Source organism: Gordonia sp. (in: high G+C Gram-positive bacteria) (assembly GCF_047602025.1).
In the GTDB taxonomy this organism is placed as follows: Bacteria; Actinomycetota; Actinomycetes; order Mycobacteriales; family Mycobacteriaceae; genus Gordonia.
This window is the reverse complement of sequence record NZ_JASGII010000001.1, coordinates 2,647,749-2,669,207: the sequence shown is the minus strand read 5'-3', so window position 1 is coordinate 2,669,207 and position 21,459 is coordinate 2,647,749. Positions and strand designations below refer to the sequence as shown.

Below are 21,459 nucleotides of genomic sequence, written 5' to 3'. Positions count from 1 at the left end.
GAGAAGGAGGTGACGCCTGATGGCTCCTCAGCGTGAATGGCTGGAGAAGGACTTCTACTCGGACCTGGGCGTCTCCTCCGACGCGTCGGCCGATGAGATCCGCAAGGCCTACCGCAAGCTCGCGGCCGAGCTGCACCCCGATCGCAACCCCGGCGACACCGCCGCCGAGGAGCGGTTCAAGCGGGTGTCGGAGGCCAACAGCGTCCTCTCCGATCCGGAGAAGAAGAAGGAATACGACGAGACGCGGGCCATGTTCGCCGGCGGTCGGTTCCGCGGCGGGAACGGGTTCCCGGGCGGCTTCGGCGGCGGCGGTGGCGGCACGACGTACACCACCGGCGGCGATTTCGACCTCGACGACCTGTTCGGCGGGGGCGGAGGCGGCGGTGGCGGTCTCGGCGACATCCTGGGCGGCATGTTCGGCGGGGGTGGCGGTGGCGGTCGCGGCACGACCCGCAGCGCCAGCCGACCCCGGCGCGGCCAGGACCTCGAGACCGAGACGACGCTGTCGTTCCGGGACGCGGCCAAGGGCACGACCGTCAGCATGCGGGTCACCAGCCCGTCGCCCTGCAAGACGTGCCACGGCAGCGGGGCCAAGGCCGGCACCACGCCGCATGTCTGCTCCCGCTGTGGCGGGTCGGGTTTCGTCAGCCGCAACCAGGGCGCCTTTGGTTTCAGCGAGCCCTGCCGCGACTGTCAGGGCACCGGGTCGATCATCGACGATCCGTGTCCGGACTGTGGCGGCAAGGGTGTGCAGGTCCGCCCGCGCAACATCAACGTGCGGATCCCGGTGGGCGTCGAGGACGGCCAGCGCATCCGCCTGGCCGGCCAGGGCGAGGCAGGGATGCGGGGCGCCCCGTCGGGCGACCTCTACGTCACGGTGCACGTCGCCGGCGACAAGATGTTCACCCGCAGCGGCAACGACCTCAAGGTCGAGCTGCCGGTGAGCTTCTCCGAGCTGGTGCTCGGCGCCACGGTGTCGGTCCCGACGCTCGACGGCACGGTCGGGGTGAAGATCCCGCCGAACACCGCCGACGGTCGCACGTTGCGCGTGCGCGGCCGCGGCGTGCCCAAGCGGGCCGGCGGATCGGGCGACCTGCTGGTCACCGTCAAGGTGGCCGTGCCGGCCAAGCTCGACGACAAGGCGACCGAGGCGCTCATGGCGTACGCCGAGGCGGAGAAGGCCGCCGGTTACGACCCGCGCGCCGGATGGGGGCGATGAGTCATGGCCCCGGACCGACGACGACCCGGCGACCGTAGCCCGGCCGACGAGGGCGCGACCTATGTCATCTCGGTCGCGGCGGAGTTGGCCGGGATGCACGCGCAGACCCTGCGCACCTATGACCGCCTGGGGTTGGTGACGCCCGCCCGCACGAGCGGCGGCGGGCGTCGCTACTCCCGCGGCGACGTGGAACTGCTGCGCGAGATCCAGCGCCTCTCCCAGGAGGAGGGCGTCAACCTGGCCGGCATCAAGCGGATCATCGAGTTGACCCGCGAGGTCGAGGACCTGCGCGCCGAGCTTGAATCCGGCGGCCGCCGGCGTGGCGGCGAGATCGTCCCCGCGCCGCGCACCACCGCCCTGGTCGTCTGGCAACCGCGCCGGGGTCGGCGCTCCTCCTGATAGCCTCGGCGGTGACCGCCGGTCCGGGCGGGTCGGGGCAGCGACGAAGGTGGAGACAGTGGCGCATGTGATCGGCATCGCCGTCGTCGACGGCCAAATCGTCTCGGTCGTCCGCGACGACACCGATGCCGTCGTCGCCACCAACTCCCTCAATCTCGCCGACGAATCGGCGGCGACCATCACCGCCGCCGTCGACGACCTGGTCTCCTCGGCCCCGTTCGACGTTTCCCGTATCGGCGTCGTGACCGCCGACCCCGCGCTCGTCGACCAGCTGCGCGCTTCTTTCCAGGCGCCCGGCGGACCGGTCTGGCACGCCGACGTCGTCGTCGACGTCCTCGATTCGGCGATGGCGACACTCATCCGCACCGCTCCCGGGCAACACGCCGGTCAGGGCGCGGTCGCCCTGGTCAACCTCGACGAGTACACGGCGCCCACCGCGGGCATCCCGATTCTCGCCGTCGACCAGAAGACTGGCGCGGTGGCCGGCCGTGCCACGTGGCAGCCCTCCTTCGACGAGCCGACCGCGGTGCTCGACCCGAGCGGCGCGGCCAACGTCGCACGGGCCATCGCCGCAATGCCCGGCGGTGACGACGTGACCGCCGTGGTGTGCACCGGCACCGGTGCGGGCGTCCCCGGCGTGCGCGCGGCCTTCGAGCAGGCATTGGGCCGACCGGTCGCGGTGGTCCCCGAGCCGCAGTACGCGCTTGCCGGTGCGGCGGCCGGACTCGCGCGCACCGCGCCCGACCCGGCGTCGGGCACCTTCGCCGCCGCGCCGTCACAGGCCTTCTCCGTTCCCCCGGTGCCCGCCTATTCGGTCGACGCCGACGACAGCACGACCTCCGTCGTCGCCGGGCCGTCGGGCGGCGCGCGTGGCGGTTCGACACCCCGACCGCCGGCCGACCGCCAGACCCGCCGACGGTGGTGGCTGCTCGGCGGCACCGCGGCCGCCGGCTTCTTGATCCTGGGGGCGGCGATCGCCGCGGTGCTGTTCTCGACCGGGACCGCGCAGAAGGTCGTCGGCGTCACCACGGTGTCGGTGAGCACCGAGACGCGGACGGTGACCCACACCGAGACGCAGTCGAACCACACGACGCAACACCAGACCGATACGACGACCGTCCGCCCGGCGCCGCGGACGACGACGGTCACCAAGACCACCACCCAACCGCCGTCGACGGTGACCTCGACCGTCACCGAGACGGTGACCGAGCAACCCGGACCCGATGACGGGGAAGGCGACTTCTAGATCTCGTCGGAGCGCGGCTAGAACGCGTCGTGATGGATCCGACGCGAACTGGCGCCGCTGATGAGCAGCTTGCGCTTGGTCGCCTCGATCATCGCCGGTGAGCCGGCGATGAGGACGTCGCGATCCTCCCAATAGCCGGGCGCGGCGGCCGCGTCGTGGGCCACTGCTTCGGCGAGGGTGCCGATCAGGTGCGGGAACCCCATGTCGCCGGGGGGTGCGAGGGAGGTCAGCCACCAGGGATCGTCGCGCTGCTCGGTCACCGCCGTCACGGTCAGCCAGGGATTCATCGCCGCCATGTGCTGCAGGGTCGGCAGCTCGTACAACTCGCCCGGGTGGCGTGCGCCGTAGTAGAGGTGGACCGGCGGGTTGTTCACGTTGGTGCACAGCGCCGTCAGCAGCGCGCGCATCGGGGCCAGCCCCGTGCCCCCGGCGACCATCGTCGTGGGGGTGCGCGGATCGACGTGCAGCGTGCCGTGGGCCTGGGCGATGGACCAGACGTCGCCGACCTGGGCGTCCTGCACGATCGATCGGCTCACCGTCCCGCCGGGCACCGTCCGCACGTGGAACTCGACCTCGCCGGCGTCGTTCGCGGGGATCGACGGCGAGAGCATCCGCCAGGCGTGCGGCCACTGGGGGATCCGCACTTCGAGGTACTGGCCGGGCAGGTAGACGAGCGGGTGCTGCGCGAGGAGTCGGACGACCGCGTGCTCGCGACTGATCTGGAACTTCTCCACGATCCGGGCCGGGGTGACCGTCGGGCCCGGCGCCCGGTCGGCCGCCTGCCGCATCACGCCGGTGATCAGGCCGGTCACCTGGCCGACCGCCTGCGCCACGTCGGGGGTCCAACCCGGCCCGAGGATGCCGGCGAACTCGGCCATCAACGCCTGGTAGGCCAGGTCGTAGTGGTAGCCGGTGACGCCGTACTTGCGGTGGTCGCGCCCGAGTTGGGCGAGCAGCTCGACCGTTTCGGCGTGCCCGGTGGGCGCCGGGGTCACCTCCAGCACATGGTCGACGATGTGGTGGAAGCCGGTGCGCGCGTGGGTCAGCGAGGCGGGGAAGAGGTCGCGCACGGCCGGGTCGAGGGCGAACAGCCGGGCGAAGAAGGAGCCGGTGAACCGATCGGGGTCGGCGTTGATGCGCTCGCGCAGGCGTGCCAGGGCAAGGGCGGTCTCGTCGGACACGGGCTGGGAGTCCTCTCGGGCGGTGGGCTGCGGTCGAATCCTACGCTCGCCGTGGCGGTGCACGTCGCTCTCGCGTAAGCTTGTGATATCGCCATGATATTGGGAGGTCGCATGTTGAAGAAGGCATTCCGCGTCAACGGATTCATCGCACTCGCCGTGATCGTGCTCCTGATCCTGGGGCTGGGCGCCCTGGCGCTCAAGGCGTTCATCTCCTTCAGTTCCTCCGGTGGCGCCGGCACCCTGATCGCCGCGATCGTGGCCACGTTGGCCGCCGCGGCCGCCTGCTTGCTGCTGACCGGTCTCACCGTCGTCGACCCCAACGAGGCGCGGGTCGTCCAGTTCTTCGGCCGCTACGTCGGCTCGGTCAGCGACCCCGGCTTCCACTTCGTGCTGCCGCTGTCCGTGCGGCGTCCGATCACGCTGCGCGTCCGCAACTTCGAGACGCAGCGGTTGAAGGTCAACGACGCCGACGGCAATCCGGTCGAGATCGCCGCGGTCGTGGTCTATCGCGTCGTCGACAGTTACCAGGCCGCCTTCGCCGTCGACGACTACGAGGAGTACGTGGAAACGCAGTCGGAGGCGGCCGTGCGACACTTGGCCACCACGCATCCGTACGACGCCCACGACGCCGGTCGCACCTCGCTGCGCGACGGAGCCCTGGTGGCCGAGGAGCTCACCGAAGAGCTCGCCGAGCGGACCGGCCTGGCCGGGGTAGAGGTCATCGAGGCGCGGATCACCCACCTGGCGTACGCCCCGGAGATCGCGCAGGCGATGCTGGTCCGCCAGCAGGCCGCTCAGGTCGTGGCGGCCCGCCAGCGGATCGTCGAAGGCGCCGTCGGCATGGTCGGCCTGGCGCTCGACGACCTGTCGAAGCAGGGCATCATCGAGCTCGACGGCGAGCGCCGCGCGACCATGGTGTCGAACCTGCTCACCGTGCTGTGCGCCGATCGCGCGACGCAGCCGGTGCTGAACGTGGGCTCGCTCTACTCCTGATGGCCGCGACGGCACCACCGCCCGACTCCGGGCACAACGCCAAGCGCGAGCCGAAGAAGGTGCTCCTGCGCCTCGATCCGGCGGTCCACGAGGCGATCGCGAAGTGGGCGGCCGACGATCTGCGCAGCGTCAACGGCCAGCTGGAGTACGCGCTGCGGATGGCGCTGAAGCAGGTGGGTCGGCTGCCGGAGTAGCGGTCAGCCGCGCAGGACGGTCGGGCCGAGGAACTCGCAGACCTGCAGGGCGAGGGCGATGTCGAGCCGGTCGTGGATCCGCGGCCCGGCGAGCGCCTTGTCCACGCGGTACTTCACCGTGTTGCGGTGCAGGTTCAGCTTCTCCGCGGTGTGCAGGTGGCTCTCCCCGGTGGCGAAGAAGGTGCCCAGCGTCTGGCGCAGGACGGCCGCGTTCTCCGTGTCGTCGGCCAACGGGCCGAGGACCTCCCGAACCCACGCCCGGGTGGAGTCCAGGTTCGCGGCGAGCAGCGACGTCAGCGCGATGCCGCGGTCGCCGAACCCGACGAGGCCCGCACTGGGGTCCTGCTGGACCGTCGCGACCTCGTAGGCGGCGATGGCCTGCTCGTGGCTGCGACGGAAGCCGTGGACCCCGCCGGCGGGCAGGCCGACGGCGATGTGGAGCGACGGCGGCAGGCTCAGCACGGCGCGCAGCGCGCCGGTGTCCAGGCGCGGCGGTTGGTCGCCGAGCGGGATCCACACCCAGAGCGTCTCCTGGTCGACCGCGGTGGCGATGAGGTCGCCGCCCGCCCCGATCGCGCGGGCCAGGCCCGTCGCGGCGGTATCCATCGAGGCCGGAGTGAGTGGCTGATCGGAATCCGACCAGATCACCGCGCCGAGGTGGTGCTGGCCCAGCCGGTAGCCGGTCTGCGCCTCGAACGCGGCGGTATCGGCGGTCGGATCCCGGAGCAGCCCGTGGATCAGCGCCGAGCGGATGTTGCCGGCCGTGCCCAACCAGAGCTTGCGCTCCTGCTCGTAGACGTCGAAGACGTAGATGGAGATCCAGTCGATGTACGCGAACACCAGGGCGGTGCCGTGGCGCAGCACGCCGACGGCGAGGTCGCGGGGCAGCTCCATCTCGTCGAGGAGCGGGTAGAACTCGTTGAGGAGGTCGTGCTGGCCCATGTGGTACGCGCGGACCAGCGAGTTCGACGGCACGCCGCGCTGGGCCAAGCGGCGGGCGTACTCGACGGCGGCCGACGGCGGCTGCAGCTTGGTCGTCGGCACGTTGTTGGCCAGGCCGTACAGGATGGTGGACACGTTCGACTCGACGCTGTTCCACAGCAGGTCGACGAGTACCGGGTCTTCGTCGAGGCCCTCGATCTCGCGGGCCATGACGGCCGACAGCCCGTCGGTGAGCTCGTCCAGCCGCTTCTGCAGCTTGCCGGCGACCTGGGCCAGCGCGTCGACCACGTCGGGCGCGGCGGGCGGCGGCTGGCGCGGGGTGATCGGCACGGGGGTCAGCCTAGTGGCGGCCCCCGCGGCGTGCGGGGAATACCGAGTCGCGCTAGGTGCGGGGGATGCCGGCATGGCGCAGCGCGCGATCGGCGGCGTTGTAGCCGCACATGCCGTGTACCCCGGCGCCCGGTGGCGTCGACTGCGAGCACAGGTACACCCCGTCGACACCGGTCGCATAGGGGTCGATGCCGAAGCGCGGTCGGAAGACCAGCTGCAGGCCGTCGTTCGCACCGCCGATGATGTCGCCGAGGGCGTAGTTGGGGTTGTACTCCTCGAGCTTGACGGCGTTCGACGACTGCGCGTGCACGATGATGTCGCGGAAGCCGGGTGCGAAGCGCTCGATCTGGTTGATCACCAGCTCGGTGGCGTCGCCGTCGAACCCGCGTGGCACATGGGCATACGACCACAGCGGGTTGATGTTGCCGGCCGAGCGACTCGGATCGGCGAGGTACTGCTGGCTGACCAGGGTGAACGGGTTGTCGACCAGGGTTCCGCCGATGCGGGCCTTCTCGGTGGCGGCGATCTCCTCGAAGGTGCCGCCGACGTGCACCGTGCCGGCCTTCCGGCAGTCGGGGTTCGTCCACGGGACGTCGCCCTCGATCGCGAAGTCGACCTTGAAGGCCCCCGAGCCGACGCGGTATCGCTCATAGGCGCGCCGGATCCGCCCGGGCATCTCGTCGCCGTACAGGTTCAGCGCCTGCGCCGGCGTGAGGTCGAGGAGCACCAGGTCGGCATCGGGGATGTCGGCGCGGGAGCGCACGAATGTGTCCGTCGCGATGGTGACGTCGTAGTCGTTGACGGCGTCGACGAGTGCGCGGGTGATCGAGCCGGAGCCGCCTTTCGCGACGACCCAGCCGTAGCGGTGGCCGCCGGCCAGCATCATCAGGCCCAGGGACGCGGTGAGCGGGCGGTCGAAGCGGGTGAAGGCGTGCGCCGCGGCGCCGCCATACAGGGCCCGGGCCGTGTCGGTTCGCAGGTACTTGCCGACGACGGAGGTGGGCAGCAGCGCCTTGGGCCCGAAGGCCGCCAGGCGGAGCGGGTGGTGCGGAACACCCAGGACCGGTCCCAGGAGGTCTTCGGCGAGTTCGTCGAAGTGCTCGGTGAGCCCGCCGACGAGGTGGTGCCACCGCTTGCCGTCGGAGCCCATACCGGCGGCCGTCCGGTCGACGGATTGGTAGATGACGCCGGCGCGGCCGTCGTCGAGGGGGTGGGCGCAGTCGACCTCGGGGTAACACCACTCGAGGCCGTACCGCTGCAGGTCGACCTGCTTCCAGAACGGGGACCCGATACCGAGCGGGTGCGCCGCCGAGCAGTAGTCGTTGATGAGTCCGGGATAGCCGGCCTCACCGGATCGGGCGCCGCCGCCGACGGTCGACTTGGCCTCCATGATGGTGACCGCGACGCCGTGGCGGGCGAGGTGCAGGGCGGCGGCGAGCCCGTTGGGCCCGCCGCCGACCACTACTGCGGTTGTCACGCGTGCGCTCCCGCGGGGGTCGCGCTCTTGCTGGTGTACGTGTAGGTCAACGGGATGGGCCCGTCGGGGAGCCACGGTTGGGCATCCGCCGAGTCCTTGACCTTGTACGTGCCGCGCTCGACGACACCGAGGGCCGCGTCGATCAACTTCCACTCCTGGTAGTCCTTGTGGATCGGCTGGGACTCTACCCAGGCGACCAGGAACTCGCCCGGCTTGAAGTTGCAGCGCTTCTGAATCGCGGCGATCAGATCCTCGTTGTGGAAGTGGCCGTCGCCGAAGTTGAAGGCGACCACCGAGTTACAGGCGAACTCCGCCTCGCGCATCGTGTACTCGTGCTGGAACTTCTCGTCGCCGAGGTAGTTCCACAGGATCGACATCAGGCCCGGTCCCTGGCTGTGCATGCCGCGCCAGCCGTTGGTGTTGTGCAGGACGACTTCGGCGATGTCCTCGGGGTAGGTCGCCTGCAGCTGGGTGATGGTGTTCGGCGCCGAGCGCACGATGAACTCCTCCATCTTCTTCTCCGCGCCCGGTGCGAAGGCCCACTGGGCCGAGGCCCAGTTGCCGGCGTACTGGCGCATCGACGGCAGGAAGGAGACCAAGTCGGGACGCAGGTTGCCGAGGATGGGCAGCACCAGCAGGGCCGCCAGGATCGGCAGCGTCCAGGCGTAGTCGGATCCGATGAACCCGAAGCCGTCCTTGTTGGGGAAGCCGATGTAGAGGAACACGACGGCGAAACCGAACAGGACGTTCCACTCCAGCGGCACGGCCAGCGGGAAGGTCGAGAAGATCACCACGTGCAGGCCGACCATCATGATGACCGACGCGACGACCAGCCACCACGGGCTGCCGACGAAGAGCAGGACCAGCGGGAAGGTGATCTCGACGACGGTGCCGAGGCCGTGGGCGACGAAGTGGGCCAGACCCGACGGCTGCAGGTCCTCGGGGAAGTTCCGGTAGAACTTCCGGCGGATCCACTTGCCGGGCAACACCGGGGTGTTCGACATCATCGCGGGAACGACCTTGCCGAAGTGCTTGCCGATCTTCGAGATGCCGGCACCGAGCCACACGATGGTGATCAGCACCTTGAGCGCGACGATCATCGTGGCCAGGCCCATGGTGGGCGCCAGCGCGAAGAACAGCATCGCGGGCATGTACTGCTCGGGCCGGGTGGCCAGGAAGGCGACCTTGTCGCGCAGGCCCAGGATTAGCAGGAGCACGATCACGGGGACCAGCAGCACCGGGTTGATCAGCGGCAGCTTGTCCGCCGCGGCCAGGCCCAGGTGCTCCTTGACGGTCGCCCCGCCGGTGTAGCCGGAGGCGTCAACCGTCGGCCAGAACAGCGTGGCGGCCATGGTGATCAGGATCAGTGCGTACACCGTGACGTCGAACCCGGTCCGCCGGTCGCCCTTGGTGCCGGGAACCTTGTCCGGCCACGGTGGGAGGCGGATCGTGTCCGGCTTCAACCAGTGCCGCAGACCGCCGGTCATCGGGCTGAAGTGGGCCGCGAGGGGACCCCACGAGCCGGCCAGGCCGATGGTCTCCAGCAGGGCCGTCCACATGATCATCTTCTGGTAGAAGACCGGCTGGTTCCACCACTCGGACGGGTGCAGCGGGCTGAAGCCGCTGGTCAGGGTGGCGATGCTGATGCCGATGGCCAGGTACAGCACCAGGACCTTGACGACGTAGATCGTCGGCAGGATCTTCGGCGTGCCGAACCCGTTCTCGACCCACGAGCGCGACATGATCTTCACGCGCTCGAGGTAGGGCTTGTCCATGAAAGTTGCTGGATCAGTGTCGGGCAGAACGCCCTCTTTGAATCCCATGGCGATGACTCCTTGACTGTTTCGGGCCGCAGTCGGGCGGCCCCGGGGTGGTTCCGGTGCAGGGGGTTGGGGGTTACGAGCCGGGTCAGGCCGGTGCGCGAGCCTGACTCCGGAGGGTGGGTTTGTCGATCTTGCCCACCGGGTTGCGGGGCAGGGCTTCGACAACGGTGACCGACACGGGCAGCTTCACCCGGGTCAGTCGGCTCGACAGGTGGTCGAGCAGTTCTTCGCCGGACACCTCGGCGTCCGGATAGGCGACGACGTACGCGATCGGCACCTCGCCGTATACGTCGTCGGGTCGCCCGACGACGGCGGCTTCGAGAACGGCCGCGTGCTCGGCGAGCGCGTTCTCGATCTCCTTGGGGTAGATGTTCTCGCCGCCGCGGATGATCATGTCCTTCACGCGGTCGACCAGGGTCAGGTAACCGTCCTCGTCGAGCTTGCCGACGTCGCCGGTGTGCAGCCAGCCGTCGCGGATCGTGCTCTCCGTGGCGTCGGGCAGGCCGAGGTAGCCGCGCATGACGCTCGGGCCGGCGATAACGACCTCGCCGGCCGTGCCCGCCGGCAGGTGCGTGCCGTCGGGGCCGGCGATGGCGATGGTCTGGCCGGGCAGCGCCGGTCCGACCGTGCCGGGCTTGCGCTCGCCGTGGAGCGGATTGCACGCCGACGCACAGGTGCCCTCGGTGAGGCCGTAGCCCTCGAGGATGGGGATGCCCAGCTTGTCCTGGGCGTGGGCGAGCAGTTCGCGGGAGATCGGTGCGGCGCCGCAGATCGCGAACCGCAGCGACGAGAGGTCCGCCGACGGGGGCATCTTCGAGACGAGGAGCGCGTAGATGGTGGGCACGGCCGAGAAGTAGGTGGGCCGCAGGCGGGCGATGTCGTCGAAGAAGCGGGACACCGAGAACTGGCCGGTGATCGAGAGCTGGCCCCCGGCGAGGACCGGGGCGACGAAGCTGATGGCGATCGCGTTCACGTGGAACAGCGGGAGGATGAGCAGCGCGTGGTCGGCCGCGGTCAGTTCGCAGTTCTGGCCGATCGCCGAGCCCATGTAGTGCAGGTTCGCGTGGGTCAGCTCGACGCCCTTGGGCACACCGGTAGAGCCGGAGGTGTAGATCAGCAGGGCGGTGTCGTCGGGGCTCGGCTGCTCCGGCGCCCGCCAGGCCGGGTCGGGCTCGGTCGTGAGGTCGTCGACGAGCAGGACCGGGTGCCCGAGGTCGGGCTGCGCCTCCTGGGCGACGACCAGGACCGCGTCGCAGTCGTCGATCTGTCGCTTGGCCTCAGGGAGGAGGAACTGCGGGTTGACCGGGGTGGCGACCGCGCCCAGCCGCCACGCGGCCATGAGGGTGATGAGGAGTTCGACGCGATTCGGCAGCCAGGCGGCCACGACCGAACCGCGGGTGACGCCCAGCCGCGCGAACTGCGCGGCGGCGGCTTCGGTGCGCGCGGCGAACTGCGCGTAGTCGAGCTCGCTCGCATCGTCGCGAACGCAGGGCGCCTGCCCGCGGTCGGTCAGGTTCCAGGCGAAGTAGCCGATCTCCGACATGCTGTGCATCACTTCCTCAGTGGTATGTGATGCACAACACTAAGGAGGCACTTAGCACCAGGCTACGGTCTGGCCCCATGAACTTTCGGGCCAGTTTTGTGCTTGGAGCACAAGTAACTGGGTCGGATGACCGGATTTGCCGGGGAAGGCGCCGAAACGACGAAGCGCGGGACCCCGTGATGGGGCCCCGCGCTCCGGGGAAGCGTCGTCGCGCTCAGTGCTCGTCGTAGTGGCCGTCGTGCGGTGCGTGGTGGTGGCCGTCGTGGATGTAGTCGACGTGATCGTCGTGCGGGACGGCGACGTGGCCGCAGCCTTCGCCGTGCACGTGATCGTGGTTGGCGTGCTCGGCGTGGCCCGACGGCTCGCAGTCGTCGTAGTGGCCGTCGTGCGCCTTGTGCAGGTGGCCGTCGTGGGCGTAGTCGACGTGGTCGCCGTGGGGGACGGCGACGTGGCCGCAGCCCTCGCCGTGGATGTGCTTGTGGTCGACGTGCTCGGTGTGGGTAGCCATGGGACTCTCCTTTGTTCGTGCTCCGAGTCCTGATGAACTCGATATATGCATCATTGCATATATAAAGAATGACGCATAGGTTGTGTGGCGGGAATCACAGTATGCGGCCCTGTCAGACTGTCGGTTGTGTCGATGTACCCGCAGCTGCGCCTGCATCTCCCGCGCCTCGAGGCGAACATCGCCGCGACGGCCCGCTGGTGCTCGGCCGCCGGGGCCGACTGGTGGCCGCACATCAAGACGACGATGTGTCGGCCGGTGGTGGAGCGGCAGCTCGCGGCGGGGGCGAGCGTCGTCACCGTGGCGACCGTCGGGCAGGCGGCCATCGCGGCGCACTGGGGCTGCGCGCGCCTCCTCGTCGCCAACGAGGTCGTCAACCCGGCCGACCTCGATCAGCTCGCCAGGCTGGCGCGCTCGGCGACCGTGATGCTCCTCGTCGACTCCGCCGCGGGAATCGCTGCGGCCGACAAGGCGGCCGTTGCCGCCGGCGTGCGGTTGAACGTCTTCGTCGACGTGGGCCGGCCCGGTGGCCGCACCGGCGTTCGCGACGCGCGCGCGGCCGTCGACGTCGCCCAACGGGTGCGTGCGGCACGGGGACTGCGCCTGGTTGGCGTGAGCGCCTACGAGGGGGCGGTTCCGCCGCGCCGAGACGAGCAGACCCTCCAGATCGTCGACGAGCACTGCCGGCTGGCCGCCGAGGTCTTCCTCGACGTGATCGGCTTCGCCGACACCGGCACCCCGGTGTTCACGGCCGGCGGGTCCGCCTTCCCCGACCGCGTGCTCGAGGCGTGCGGTCCGGTGCGTGCGGTCCCCGGCGCGATGATCGCCCTGCGACCGGGTTGTTCGACCATCCACGACCACGGCCTCTACGAGCGCGTATCGCCAATCCCCGGCTTGGCGGCGGCGGTGACGATCCGCGGGCAGGTGCTGTCCGCGCCGGAGGCTGGGCTGGTGGTCGTGGGGGCGGGCAAGCGCGACCTGCCCTACGACGCCGACCTGCCGACGGTTGTCGGCGCGTGGGATCCGAAGGGGCGCAGTCGGAAGGGAGGCGCAGCAGAGGTGACCGAACTCTATGACCACCACGCGGTGCTGCGCGTCGAGGAGGCGGGGCCGACCGTCGGGGACCTCGTCGACTTCGGGGTCTCCCACCCGTGCGGCGCGTTCGACCGTTGGCCGACGATCACCGTCGTCGACGATGACGGGTCCGTCCTGGACGAGTGGTCGACTCAGTTCCGGTGAGGCTCGGCGCCGTTCACGCCGAACTGGCGGCGTTGGTCGTCGATCCAGGGGTGGATGGGGGATTGCCCCTTGTCGAGCTGCCAGCGGTAGTTGCTGCACATGATCTTGCGGCCCTGGGCGTCGGTGACCTTCCGGCCGATCTCGGCGCCGCTGCACGGCTGCCCGACCTCCGGCTTGGACGCCTTCGCGGCGGCAACCGGCAGCGAGACGGCGACGGCCACGGCGATGGCGGTCGCGCTCAAGCGCGCGAGCAGCGGGCGGACATGGGTCATAGGTTCGACGGTATCGGCGGTTGCGGGGTCCCAACAGGCCAAGATGCTGGGAAGTTCCCAAGAAAAAGTTCAGCGGACTACAGTAAATGGACCAGAGTCCAGTTCGTTGGGCCCCGGGAAACCCGCGAAGGAGAAAACATGAATACCGCTCTCTGGATCGCCGCCTGGGTGCTGGCCGCCATCTTCCTGTTCGCCGGCCTCGCCAAGATCTTCACGCCGCAGGCCAAGCTCGTCGGTGCGGGCATGGGGTGGGCCGAGGACGCCGACCCGATCGGCATCAAGATCCTCGGTCTCCTGGAACTGCTCGGCGCCATCGGCCTGGTGGTGCCGGCGCTCGCCGACAAGCACACCTGCCTGGTGCCGTGGGCCGCGGTCGGCCTCGGTCTGACCATGGTCGGCGCGATCATCGTGCACCTGCGCCGCAAGGAGACGCCGAACATCGGCGTCAACTTGGTGCTGCTCGCCCTCGCGGTCTTCGTCGCCTGGGGCCGCTTCGGCGCCCACGCGTTCTGACCGCGACGTTCAATCTAGGTTCAGGCGCTCCCGGACTCGGGGGCGCCTGAACTGCTCGTGGGCGGCGAATCTGCTGGGCAAATCCTGACAACGGTTCACTTGCGGCCGGTGCGCTCCTAGGCTGCGAAGTGCGTGACAGTACGACGAACCGATCAGGAGGACACCATGACATCACCGAAGCACCTCGTGCGGTTGGGCGCGGGCGCAGCCGCGGCCGCGGTTGCACTCGGCGTCGTCGGCGCCGGACCCGCGGCAGCGGATCGCGTCTATCCGCTCACCAACTGCACCGCCATGAGCCCCAACGTCGTCGACCTGCCCTACAGTCCGACGCGCGTCATCGTCTCCGAATACGCCGGCAAGACCTACCTCACCACCGAGTTCAACAGCGTGTGGCTCGGCGTCGGCTACACCTCGCGCATGCGCCTGGACTACCGCAACCTGCGGACCGGGCAGCGCGGCGTCCGCTTCTCCACGCGGCACGTGTCGCCGCCCTACACCGGCACGCACCAGATCGTGATCGCGACGTCGTCGCTCGGCCGCGGCCCGGTCCGCCTGGTGTTGAACGCGACCAACAGCAACGCATTGTGGTCCATCCCGGCGCCGACCTGCACGTCGACGATCGTCGTGCGCTGACGTCGGATGGCCGACGCCGGAAGTCCCGATCGGCCGCCGCTGACCGCTGACCTGACGGGCGATGAGCTGCTGCGGTGGTACTGGCTCAAGGATGAGTTGATCGGCTTGGCACGCCGGCTCGGCGTCCGGACTTCGGGCAGCAAAGAGACGCTGACACTGCGCCTCGCAGCCGCCCTCGACGGCGAACCCTTTGCGGAACCGGACCGGGCGCGCCCGACAACCGCGGCGCAGCTGTCCGGGAGGCTCACGGCCGACACCGTGATCCCGAAGGGGCAGCGGTGCAGCCAGGCGGTGCGCGCATGGTTCGTCGAGCAGGTCGGGGAGTCGTTCGGGTTCGACGGCGAGTTGCGCGCGTTCTTCGCCAACACCGACGGCACGCAGACCTTGCGGGACGCCCTCGACCACTATGTCGCCGGTCGGAACCGCGGGTCGACGGAGATCGGCGAGCAATTCGAGTACAACCGCTTCACCCGCGCCTGGCGCACCGAGCACCCGGACGGTTCCCGCGAGGATCTGCTTGCCGCGTGGTACGACTACCGCCGACGACCCGTCGACGAGCGCGGGCGCATCTGACGTGTTAGTTGAGTGGAATAGACTCAACTAGTGCGTGGTTGGACCTATCGACGGACAAAATTGAGTCCGAATGACTAAACTTTACCGCGGGAGAACCCGCAGGTCAGACGAGAGGTAGCAACGAAGTGGACAACTTCAATCCCACCACCAAGGCGCAGGCCGCCCTCCAGGCCGCGGTGCAGAACGCGGCAGCCGCCGGCAACTCCGACGTGCGCCCCGCACACATCTTGGTGGCCCTGCTCGACCAAACCGATGGGATCGCGTCGCCGCTGCTCAAGGCGGTCGGCACCGACCCGTCGCTGATCAAGCGCCAGGCCCAGGAAATCGTGGACCGGGCGCCGACCGTGGCGAGCGCGAGCGCGCCGCCACAGTTGTCGCGCGAGTCGGTCGCGGCCGTCTCCGCCGCGCAGAAGCTCGCCACCGAACTCGGCGACGAGTACGTGTCGACCGAGCACCTGGTCGTCGGCCTCGCCGAGGGCGACTCCGACGCGGCCAAGCTGCTCGTGAACAACGGTGCGACCCCCGACGCCCTGCGCGACGCGTTCGTGAACGTGCGCGGGACCGCCCGGGTCACCAGCCCTGATCCCGAGTCGACGTACCAGGCGCTGGAGAAGTACTCCACCGACCTCACGGCCGCCGCGCGGGAGGGCAAGCTCGACCCGGTCATCGGCCGCGACTCGGAGATCCGCCGTGTCGTGCAGGTCCTGAGCCGGCGCACGAAGAACAACCCGGTGCTCATCGGCGAGCCCGGCGTCGGCAAGACCGCCGTCGTCGAGGGCCTGGCCCAGCGCATCGTCGAGGGCGACGTGCCCGAGTCGCTGCGCGACAAGACCCTGGTCAGCCTCGACCTGGGCGCGATGGTCGCCGGTGCCAAGTACCGCGGCGAGTTCGAGGAGCGCCTCAAGGCCGTCCTCGACGAGATCAAGGCCTCGGCCGGTCAGATCATCACCTTCATCGATGAGCTGCACACCATCGTCGGCGCCGGTGCGACCGGCGACTCGGCGATGGACGCGGGCAACATGATCAAGCCGATGCTCGCCCGCGGTGAGCTGCGCCTGGTCGGTGCCACCACGCTCGAGGAGTACCGCCAGTACATCGAGAAGGACGCCGCCCTGGAGCGCCGTTTCCAGCAGGTGCTGGTCGGCGAGCCCTCGGTGGAGGACACCATCGGCATCCTGCGCGGCCTCAAGGAGCGCTACGAGGTGCACCACGGCGTCCGCATCACCGACTCGGCCCTGGTGGCCGCGGCGTCGCTGAGCGACCGCTACATCACGTCGCGGTTCCTGCCGGACAAGGCGATCGACCTCGTCGACGAGGCTGCGTCGCGCCTGCGCATGGAAATCGACTCGCGCCCCGTCGAGATCGACGAGGTCGAGCGCACCGTCCGCCGCTTGGAGGTGGAGGAGGTCGCCCTCGAGAAGGAGACCGACGCCGCGTCGAAGGAGCGGTTGGCGAAGCTGCGCGCCGAACTGGCCGATCACAAGGAGAAGCTCAACGAGCTCTCCGCGCGCTGGCAGAGCGAGAAGTCGGCGATCGACGCGGTCCGCGACTCCAAGGAGAAGCTCGAGCAGCTGCGCGGCGAGGCCGATCGGGCCGAGCGCGACGGCGACCTGGGCAAGGCCGCCGAGCTGCGCTACGGCCAGATCCCGGCCCTGGAGAAGGAGCTCGAGGCCGCGATCGAGAAGACCGGCACCGACCCCGACGAGGACGTGATGCTGCAGGAGGAGGTCGGCCCCAACGACGTCGCCGAGGTGGTGTCGGCATGGACCGGCGTCCCCGCCGGACGCATGCTCGAGGGGGAGACCGCCAAGCTGCTGCGCATGGAGGACGAGCTCGGCAAGCGCGTCGTCGGCCAGACCGATGCGGTGCAGGCCGTCTCCGACGCGGTGCGCCGCGCCCGGGCCGGCGTCGCCGACCCGAACCGGCCGCTGGGATCGTTCCTGTTCCTCGGCCCGACGGGCGTCGGCAAGACCGAGCTCGCCAAGGCGCTCGCCGAGTTCCTCTTCGACGACGAGCGGGCGATGGTCCGCATCGACATGAGCGAGTACGGCGAGAAGCACAGCGTCGCACGACTGGTCGGCGCCCCTCCCGGGTACGTCGGCTACGAGGCGGGCGGACAGCTCACCGAGGCGGTCCGACGACGGCCCTACTCCGTCATCCTCTTCGACGAGGTGGAGAAGGCCCACCCGGACGTCTTCGACGTGCTGCTGCAGGTCCTCGACGAGGGCCGCCTGACCGACGGTCAGGGGCGCACGGTGGACTTCCGCAACACCATCCTCATCCTGACGTCGAACCTCGGCGCCGGCGGTGACGAGGAGCAGGTGATGGCGGCCGTCCGCACGGCGTTCAAGCCGGAGTTCATCAACCGTCTCGACGCGGTGCTGATCTTCCACGCGCTGAGCCCGGAGGAGTTGGTGACGATCGTCGACATCGCACTGAAGAGCCTGAACAAGCGGCTCGAGGCGCGGCGCCTGACGCTCGACGTCACCGGCAAGGCAAAGGAATGGTTGGCCGAGCGCGGGTTCGACCCGCTCTACGGCGCCCGCCCGCTGCGCCGCCTGGTGCAGCAGGCCATCGGCGACCAGCTCGCCAAGGCGCTGCTGGCCGGGGACATCCGCGACGGCGACACCGTCGTGGTGGACGTGGCGGGCGACGGCGAGTCGCTCACGGTCAAGTCGGCGTCCGCCGTCGAGGCCGAGGCCAAGCCGAAGGCCAAGGGCAAGAAGGCCGAGTAGATCCAACACGCAAGGGCAGGGTCCAACACCGAAAGGTGTTGGACCCTGTCGCCTTGTGTTGGAACTTGTGATCAGCCGAGTAGGCGGTGCGCGATGAGCGCGTACAGCCGCGCGGCCGTGAGCAGGTCGTCGACGGGGACCGACTCGTCCACCTGGTGTGCCTGCGTGTGGATGTCCCCGGGACCGACGACGATCGACGGGATGCCCAAGTCGCGGTGCAGGAATCCGGCGTCGCACGCGGCGCTCCACACGCGGGGGACCGGGTCGAGGCCGAGGGTGGCGAGCGAATCGGAGACGCCGCGGGTCAGCGCGTCGTCGAGCGGCGTGGCGAAGGCGGGGGTCTCGGAGTCGACGGTCACCGTCACCGATGCGTCGGCGGGCAGGTCGAGCGCGGCGATCCGCTCGCGCAGCTCGTCGGTGACGACGGCGATCTGCTCGTCGGGCAACAGCCGTCGGTCGACGCCGAGGCGGCAGTCGGCGGCCACGACGTTGATGCCCTGCCCGCCGGCGATCGTGCCGACATTCCAGGTCGCCGGGCCCAGGTCGGGGTGCGGACGGCTCTTGAGGCGCTCGCCGTCGTCGGCGATCACCGACAGGATCTGGCCGGCGACCGCGATGGCGCTGCAGCCGTCGTCGGGCCGGCCCGAGTGGGCCGCCTTGCCGGTGACGGCGATCTCGAGGTTGGCGGTGCCGCGTCCGGCGTGGACCGCGCGCAGGCCGGTCGGCTCGGCGACGATCGCGCCGAGCACCCCGTCGCGGCGCGAGTCGGGACGGCCGACGTAGGACTGGGCGCCCAGGCCGCCGGCCTCCTCGTCGACGGTGCACACGAACTCGATCCGGCCGGGGGCGCCGGCCTCGCGCAGCGCACCCATCGCCGCGACGATCGCGGCCAAACCGCCCTTCATGTCGGTGGCCCCGCGGCCGATCAGCCGGCCCTCGGCGACATGGGCGGCGAACGGGTCCCCGGACCAGCCGGTGCCGGCGGGCACGACGTCGGAGTGGCCCAGGAACAGCAGCGTCGGAGCGGCGTCCCGGTCGCCCAGGGATGCGATCAGATTGGGGCGCCCGGGCGCGACTTCGTCGACCTCGACGGAGAGCCCGGCGCCGCGGCACGCATCGGCCAGGACGGCGACGGTCCCCGCCTCGGCACCGCCCGGGTTCTCGCTGCGCTCGGCGATCAGCGCGGTCGTCAATTCGACGATCGGACCGGCCTCGAGGCGCGCCAGCAGGTCTCGCTCGACCGTCGACGGTGAGGCGCTCATGGACGTCTCCTCACGGTCTAGGCGGTCAACCATGCGATGCGCAGGTACACCGATAGTAAGGTGACAGGCGATGACCACGATTCTGTACTTCCTCATCTCCGCCAGCGCGCTGGCCGGTGCTGCCGGTCTGTTGTGGCTCGACAACCGCCGTTCCTCGGTGACGCGGCGCGCCCGCGAGGTGTGGGGCGAGTCCCACGGCTTCACCTTCCGCGAGTCCGACACCAAGCTCCGCCGCGTGTTCCGCCGTGCCGGCATGGACGTCCCCGACCACGTCGAGGTGCGCGACGTCGCCTTCGGCGACTACGAGGGCGCCGAGGCGGTCGTGTTCGACCTCACCGAGACCGCCACCGTCGTCGCGGTGCGCCGCGAGGCCGCCTCGCAGGTCATCATCGACCTGCGCCACGAGGACGTGCTGGCACCCGCCGAGACCGACGTCGAACTGCTCGGCGCGATGGGCCCGCGCGTCATGTTCTCCAACAACCTCGAGGTCGCCCGCCGCGTGTGCGACCGCCGCATGGGCGCCTTGGCCAGCACCGCCCCCGACTACGTCGAGGTGCTGTGGACCGAGGGCAAGTGGGCCCTGGGCGCGATGCCGCTGACCAACGACCCGGAGCAGCTCGACACGGCCCTCGACGTCGTGCAGCGGTTCGCCGATCTGCTCCGCGTGCTGCCGCCGTCGGTCGACCCCCAGGATGCGCCGGATCCGCGCGACCCGCACGGCCCGGCGAACCCGGAGCTCGCCGACGAGAAGACCGACCACATGCGCGACAAGCGCCGCCGCGAGGCAGCCGAGCGCGCCGCCGCCGAGTTGGACGCCGTCGAGCCGGAGACCAAGCTGACGCCGATGCCCCCGCGACCCGCCGGTCCCGCCGGTCCGGCGCGACCACGACCCGGCTGGCCGGGCGGTCCGCAGGCGGCCCCGCGCGAGCCTGCGCCGCGGGAACCCGGTCCCCGGCCGTGGCAGCCCGAGCCCGGTGCGCCGGCCGGTCCGCCGCCGCCCGGGTGGCAGCCGCGCCCGAGCCGTTCGCCGCTGCGTCCCGGCGACGACCCGCTGTGACCGCCGCCGACCGCGACCGCCTTGCCACCCTGGTGCGCGAGCTGTCGGTCGTCCACGGCGAGGTGAAGCTGTCGTCGGGCAAGATCGCCGACTACTACGTCGACCTGCGCCGTGCGACGCTGCACCACGAGGCGAGCCGCCTGATCGGCAAGCTGATGCGCGAGATGACCGCCGATTGGGATTTCGCCGCCGTCGGCGGCCTGACCCTCGGCGCCGACCCGGTCGCGACCGCGATCATGCACGCCGACGGCCGCCCGGTCGACGCCTTCGTCGTCCGCAAGGAGGCCAAGGCGCACGGCATGCAGCGCCAAGTCGAAGGGCCGGAGATCAAGGGCCGCCGGGTCCTCGTCGTCGAAGACACCTCCACCACCGGCGGCTCGCCGGCAGCCGCGGTCGAGGCCGTGCGCAAAGCGGGCGCGACGGTGGTCGGCGTGGCGACCGTCGTCGACCGTGCCACCGGCGCCGACAAGGTCATCGGCGAGCTCGGCGTGCCCTATCGCTCCCTGCTCGGCCTGGGCGACCTCGGCCTGGCCTGAGCGCCGTGCCCGCGCCGCCGCCCGACGGGCTGCCCGGCCCCACCGAATGGCAGGGCGCCACGCCGCCGGTGGGCGTCGGACCGTGGCCGGGTGAGCCGCCCGACGACCCGCGCTACGACCCAGAGCTGCTCGCCGACGGCGACCGTCGCAACGTCGTCGACGCCTACCGCTACTGGACGCGCGAGGCGATCGTCGCCGATATCGACCGCCGTCGCCACCCGTTCCACGTCGCGATCGAGAACTTCACCCACGACGCCAACATCGGCACGGTCGTCCGCACCGCCAACGCCTTCGCCGCCGCCGCGGTCCACATCGTCGGCAAGCGCCGCTGGAACCGTCGCGGCGCGATGGTCACCGACCGCTACCAGCACCTCGAGCACCACGAGACGGTCGCCGACCTGATCGCGTGGGCCCGCGAGCGCGGACTGGCCGTCGTCGCCGTCGACAACACCCCCGGCGCGCGGCGGATCGAGCGCACCGAGTTGCCGCGCGAGTGTGTGCTGCTGTTCGGCCAGGAAGGGCCCGGCGTGAGCGACGACGCCCAATCCGCGGCCGACCTGACGGTGTCCATCGCCCAGTTCGGGTCCACGCGCTCGATCAACGCCGGCGTCGCCGCCGGGATCGCCATGCACACCTGGATCAGCCAGCACGCCGACTTCGACGACGCCTGGTAGCACTCTTCCCGCACGAATCGACATATCCCGACGCGATTCCGTCGGGAAGTGTGGATTGGTGCGGGAGGAGCCGCTTGACGTGACGGGCCTCACACCCTAGCGTCATACATCAT

21 protein-coding genes are annotated in these 21,459 nt (G+C 70.4%); 13 read left to right on the top strand and 8 right to left on the bottom strand.

Translation table 11 applies throughout. The annotated features are described in order from the left end of the window. Positions 1-19: 19 nt before the first annotated feature. From dnaJ to QM728_RS13435, 3 genes are read left to right on the top strand one after another with little or no spacing between them, the layout of a single operon-like run. A complete protein-coding gene (gene dnaJ / locus QM728_RS13445; RefSeq protein WP_415032509.1) occupies positions 20-1,219 on the top strand; it encodes a molecular chaperone DnaJ in 1,200 nt (399 codons plus the stop codon). A 3-nt stretch (positions 1,220-1,222) separates the two neighbouring features. Beyond that, positions 1,223-1,618 (top strand): heat shock protein transcriptional repressor HspR, encoded by a 396-nt coding sequence (locus QM728_RS13440; protein ID WP_415032508.1) that lies wholly within the window; start codon positions 1,223-1,225, stop codon positions 1,616-1,618. A gap of 58 nt (positions 1,619-1,676) precedes the next feature. Further along, on the top strand, positions 1,677-2,864 hold the full coding sequence (locus QM728_RS13435; RefSeq protein ID WP_415032507.1) for a hypothetical protein: 1,188 nt from the start codon (positions 1,677-1,679) through the stop codon (positions 2,862-2,864). Between the two features lie 17 nt (positions 2,865-2,881). On the opposite strand, the gene QM728_RS13430 is transcribed toward QM728_RS13435, so the two are convergent. Beyond that, complete coding sequence (locus QM728_RS13430) at positions 2,882-4,045, bottom strand: FAD-binding oxidoreductase (protein WP_415032506.1); 1,164 nt, start codon at positions 4,043-4,045, stop codon at positions 2,882-2,884. Positions 4,046-4,156: 111 nt separating this feature from the next. On the opposite strand from QM728_RS13430, the gene QM728_RS13425 reads away from it, so the two are divergent. Both QM728_RS13425 and QM728_RS13420 read left to right on the top strand, forming a co-directional pair. Further along, a complete protein-coding gene (locus QM728_RS13425) occupies positions 4,157-5,038 on the top strand; it encodes an SPFH domain-containing protein (protein ID WP_415032505.1) in 882 nt (293 codons plus the stop codon). Then, positions 5,038-5,232 carry a hypothetical protein gene (locus QM728_RS13420; protein WP_415032504.1) on the top strand — a complete coding sequence of 65 codons (195 nt, stop codon included), beginning with the start codon at positions 5,038-5,040 and terminating at the stop codon, positions 5,230-5,232. Before QM728_RS13425 ends, QM728_RS13420 begins: the two co-directional genes overlap by 1 nt. Positions 5,233-5,235: 3 nt before the next feature. Here QM728_RS13420 and QM728_RS13415 read toward each other — a convergent pair whose 3' ends face one another. The 5 genes from QM728_RS13415 to QM728_RS13395 form a co-directional block, all read right to left on the bottom strand. Continuing rightward, positions 5,236-6,504: a PucR family transcriptional regulator gene (locus QM728_RS13415; protein WP_415032503.1), complete on the bottom strand. Its 1,269-nt coding sequence runs from the start codon at positions 6,502-6,504 to the stop codon at positions 5,236-5,238. A gap of 52 nt (positions 6,505-6,556) precedes the next feature. Beyond that, positions 6,557-7,981 carry a phytoene desaturase family protein gene (locus QM728_RS13410; RefSeq protein WP_415032502.1) on the bottom strand — a complete coding sequence of 475 codons (1,425 nt, stop codon included), beginning with the start codon at positions 7,979-7,981 and terminating at the stop codon, positions 6,557-6,559. Then, the gene (locus tag QM728_RS13405; RefSeq protein ID WP_415032501.1) at positions 7,978-9,804 is read right to left on the bottom strand and encodes a DUF3556 domain-containing protein; all 1,827 of its coding nucleotides are present in this window, start codon (positions 9,802-9,804) and stop codon (positions 7,978-7,980) included. Before QM728_RS13405 ends, QM728_RS13410 begins: the two co-directional genes overlap by 4 nt. Before the next feature lie 85 nt (positions 9,805-9,889). Further along, entirely contained in the window at positions 9,890-11,347 is a 1,458-nt protein-coding gene (locus QM728_RS13400) for a class I adenylate-forming enzyme family protein (protein ID WP_415032900.1), read from the bottom strand. Between the two features lie 214 nt (positions 11,348-11,561). Then, positions 11,562-11,855 carry a hypothetical protein gene (locus QM728_RS13395; protein WP_415032500.1) on the bottom strand — a complete coding sequence of 98 codons (294 nt, stop codon included), beginning with the start codon at positions 11,853-11,855 and terminating at the stop codon, positions 11,562-11,564. A 132-nt stretch (positions 11,856-11,987) separates the two neighbouring features. Here QM728_RS13395 and QM728_RS13390 point away from each other — a divergent pair, with 132 nt between their 5' ends. Continuing rightward, a complete protein-coding gene (locus tag QM728_RS13390; protein ID WP_415032899.1) occupies positions 11,988-13,091 on the top strand; it encodes an alanine racemase in 1,104 nt (367 codons plus the stop codon). Here the strand turns inward: QM728_RS13390 and QM728_RS13385 are convergent. After that, the gene (locus tag QM728_RS13385; RefSeq protein ID WP_415032499.1) at positions 13,079-13,363 is read right to left on the bottom strand and encodes a hypothetical protein; all 285 of its coding nucleotides are present in this window, start codon (positions 13,361-13,363) and stop codon (positions 13,079-13,081) included. The two genes, QM728_RS13390 and QM728_RS13385, sit on opposite strands and share 13 nt — an antisense overlap. Positions 13,364-13,501: 138 nt before the next feature. On the opposite strand from QM728_RS13385, the gene QM728_RS13380 reads away from it, so the two are divergent. The 4 genes from QM728_RS13380 (at position 13,502) to clpB (ending at position 17,817) form a co-directional block, all read left to right on the top strand. Beyond that, complete coding sequence (locus QM728_RS13380) at positions 13,502-13,876, top strand: DoxX family protein (protein ID WP_415032498.1); 375 nt, start codon at positions 13,502-13,504, stop codon at positions 13,874-13,876. A 165-nt stretch (positions 13,877-14,041) separates the two neighbouring features. After that, positions 14,042-14,509 (top strand): hypothetical protein, encoded by a 468-nt coding sequence (locus tag QM728_RS13375; protein WP_415032497.1) that lies wholly within the window; start codon positions 14,042-14,044, stop codon positions 14,507-14,509. A gap of 6 nt (positions 14,510-14,515) precedes the next feature. After that, positions 14,516-15,082 (top strand): DUF6434 domain-containing protein, encoded by a 567-nt coding sequence (locus QM728_RS13370; RefSeq protein WP_415032496.1) that lies wholly within the window; start codon positions 14,516-14,518, stop codon positions 15,080-15,082. Positions 15,083-15,207: 125 nt separating this feature from the next. Beyond that, positions 15,208-17,817: an ATP-dependent chaperone ClpB gene (clpB, locus tag QM728_RS13365; protein ID WP_415032495.1), complete on the top strand. Its 2,610-nt coding sequence runs from the start codon at positions 15,208-15,210 to the stop codon at positions 17,815-17,817. Positions 17,818-17,888: 71 nt separating this feature from the next. Here the strand turns inward: clpB and QM728_RS13360 are convergent, their stop codons facing one another. Further along, positions 17,889-19,079, bottom strand: coding sequence for a M20 family metallopeptidase (locus tag QM728_RS13360; RefSeq protein WP_415032494.1), 1,191 nt, complete (start codon positions 19,077-19,079; stop codon positions 17,889-17,891). A 70-nt stretch (positions 19,080-19,149) separates the two neighbouring features. Here QM728_RS13360 and QM728_RS13355 point away from each other — a divergent pair, with 70 nt between their 5' ends. From QM728_RS13355 to QM728_RS13345, 3 genes are read left to right on the top strand one after another with little or no spacing between them, the layout of a single operon-like run. Further along, positions 19,150-20,136, top strand: coding sequence for a hypothetical protein (locus QM728_RS13355; RefSeq protein ID WP_415032493.1), 987 nt, complete (start codon positions 19,150-19,152; stop codon positions 20,134-20,136). Then, the gene (pyrE, locus tag QM728_RS13350) at positions 20,133-20,672 is read left to right on the top strand and encodes an orotate phosphoribosyltransferase (protein WP_415032492.1); all 540 of its coding nucleotides are present in this window, start codon (positions 20,133-20,135) and stop codon (positions 20,670-20,672) included. Before QM728_RS13355 ends, pyrE begins: the two co-directional genes overlap by 4 nt. Positions 20,673-20,677: 5 nt before the next feature. Continuing rightward, positions 20,678-21,346 (top strand): TrmH family RNA methyltransferase, encoded by a 669-nt coding sequence (locus tag QM728_RS13345; protein ID WP_415032491.1) that lies wholly within the window; start codon positions 20,678-20,680, stop codon positions 21,344-21,346. Positions 21,347-21,459 lie beyond the last annotated feature (113 nt).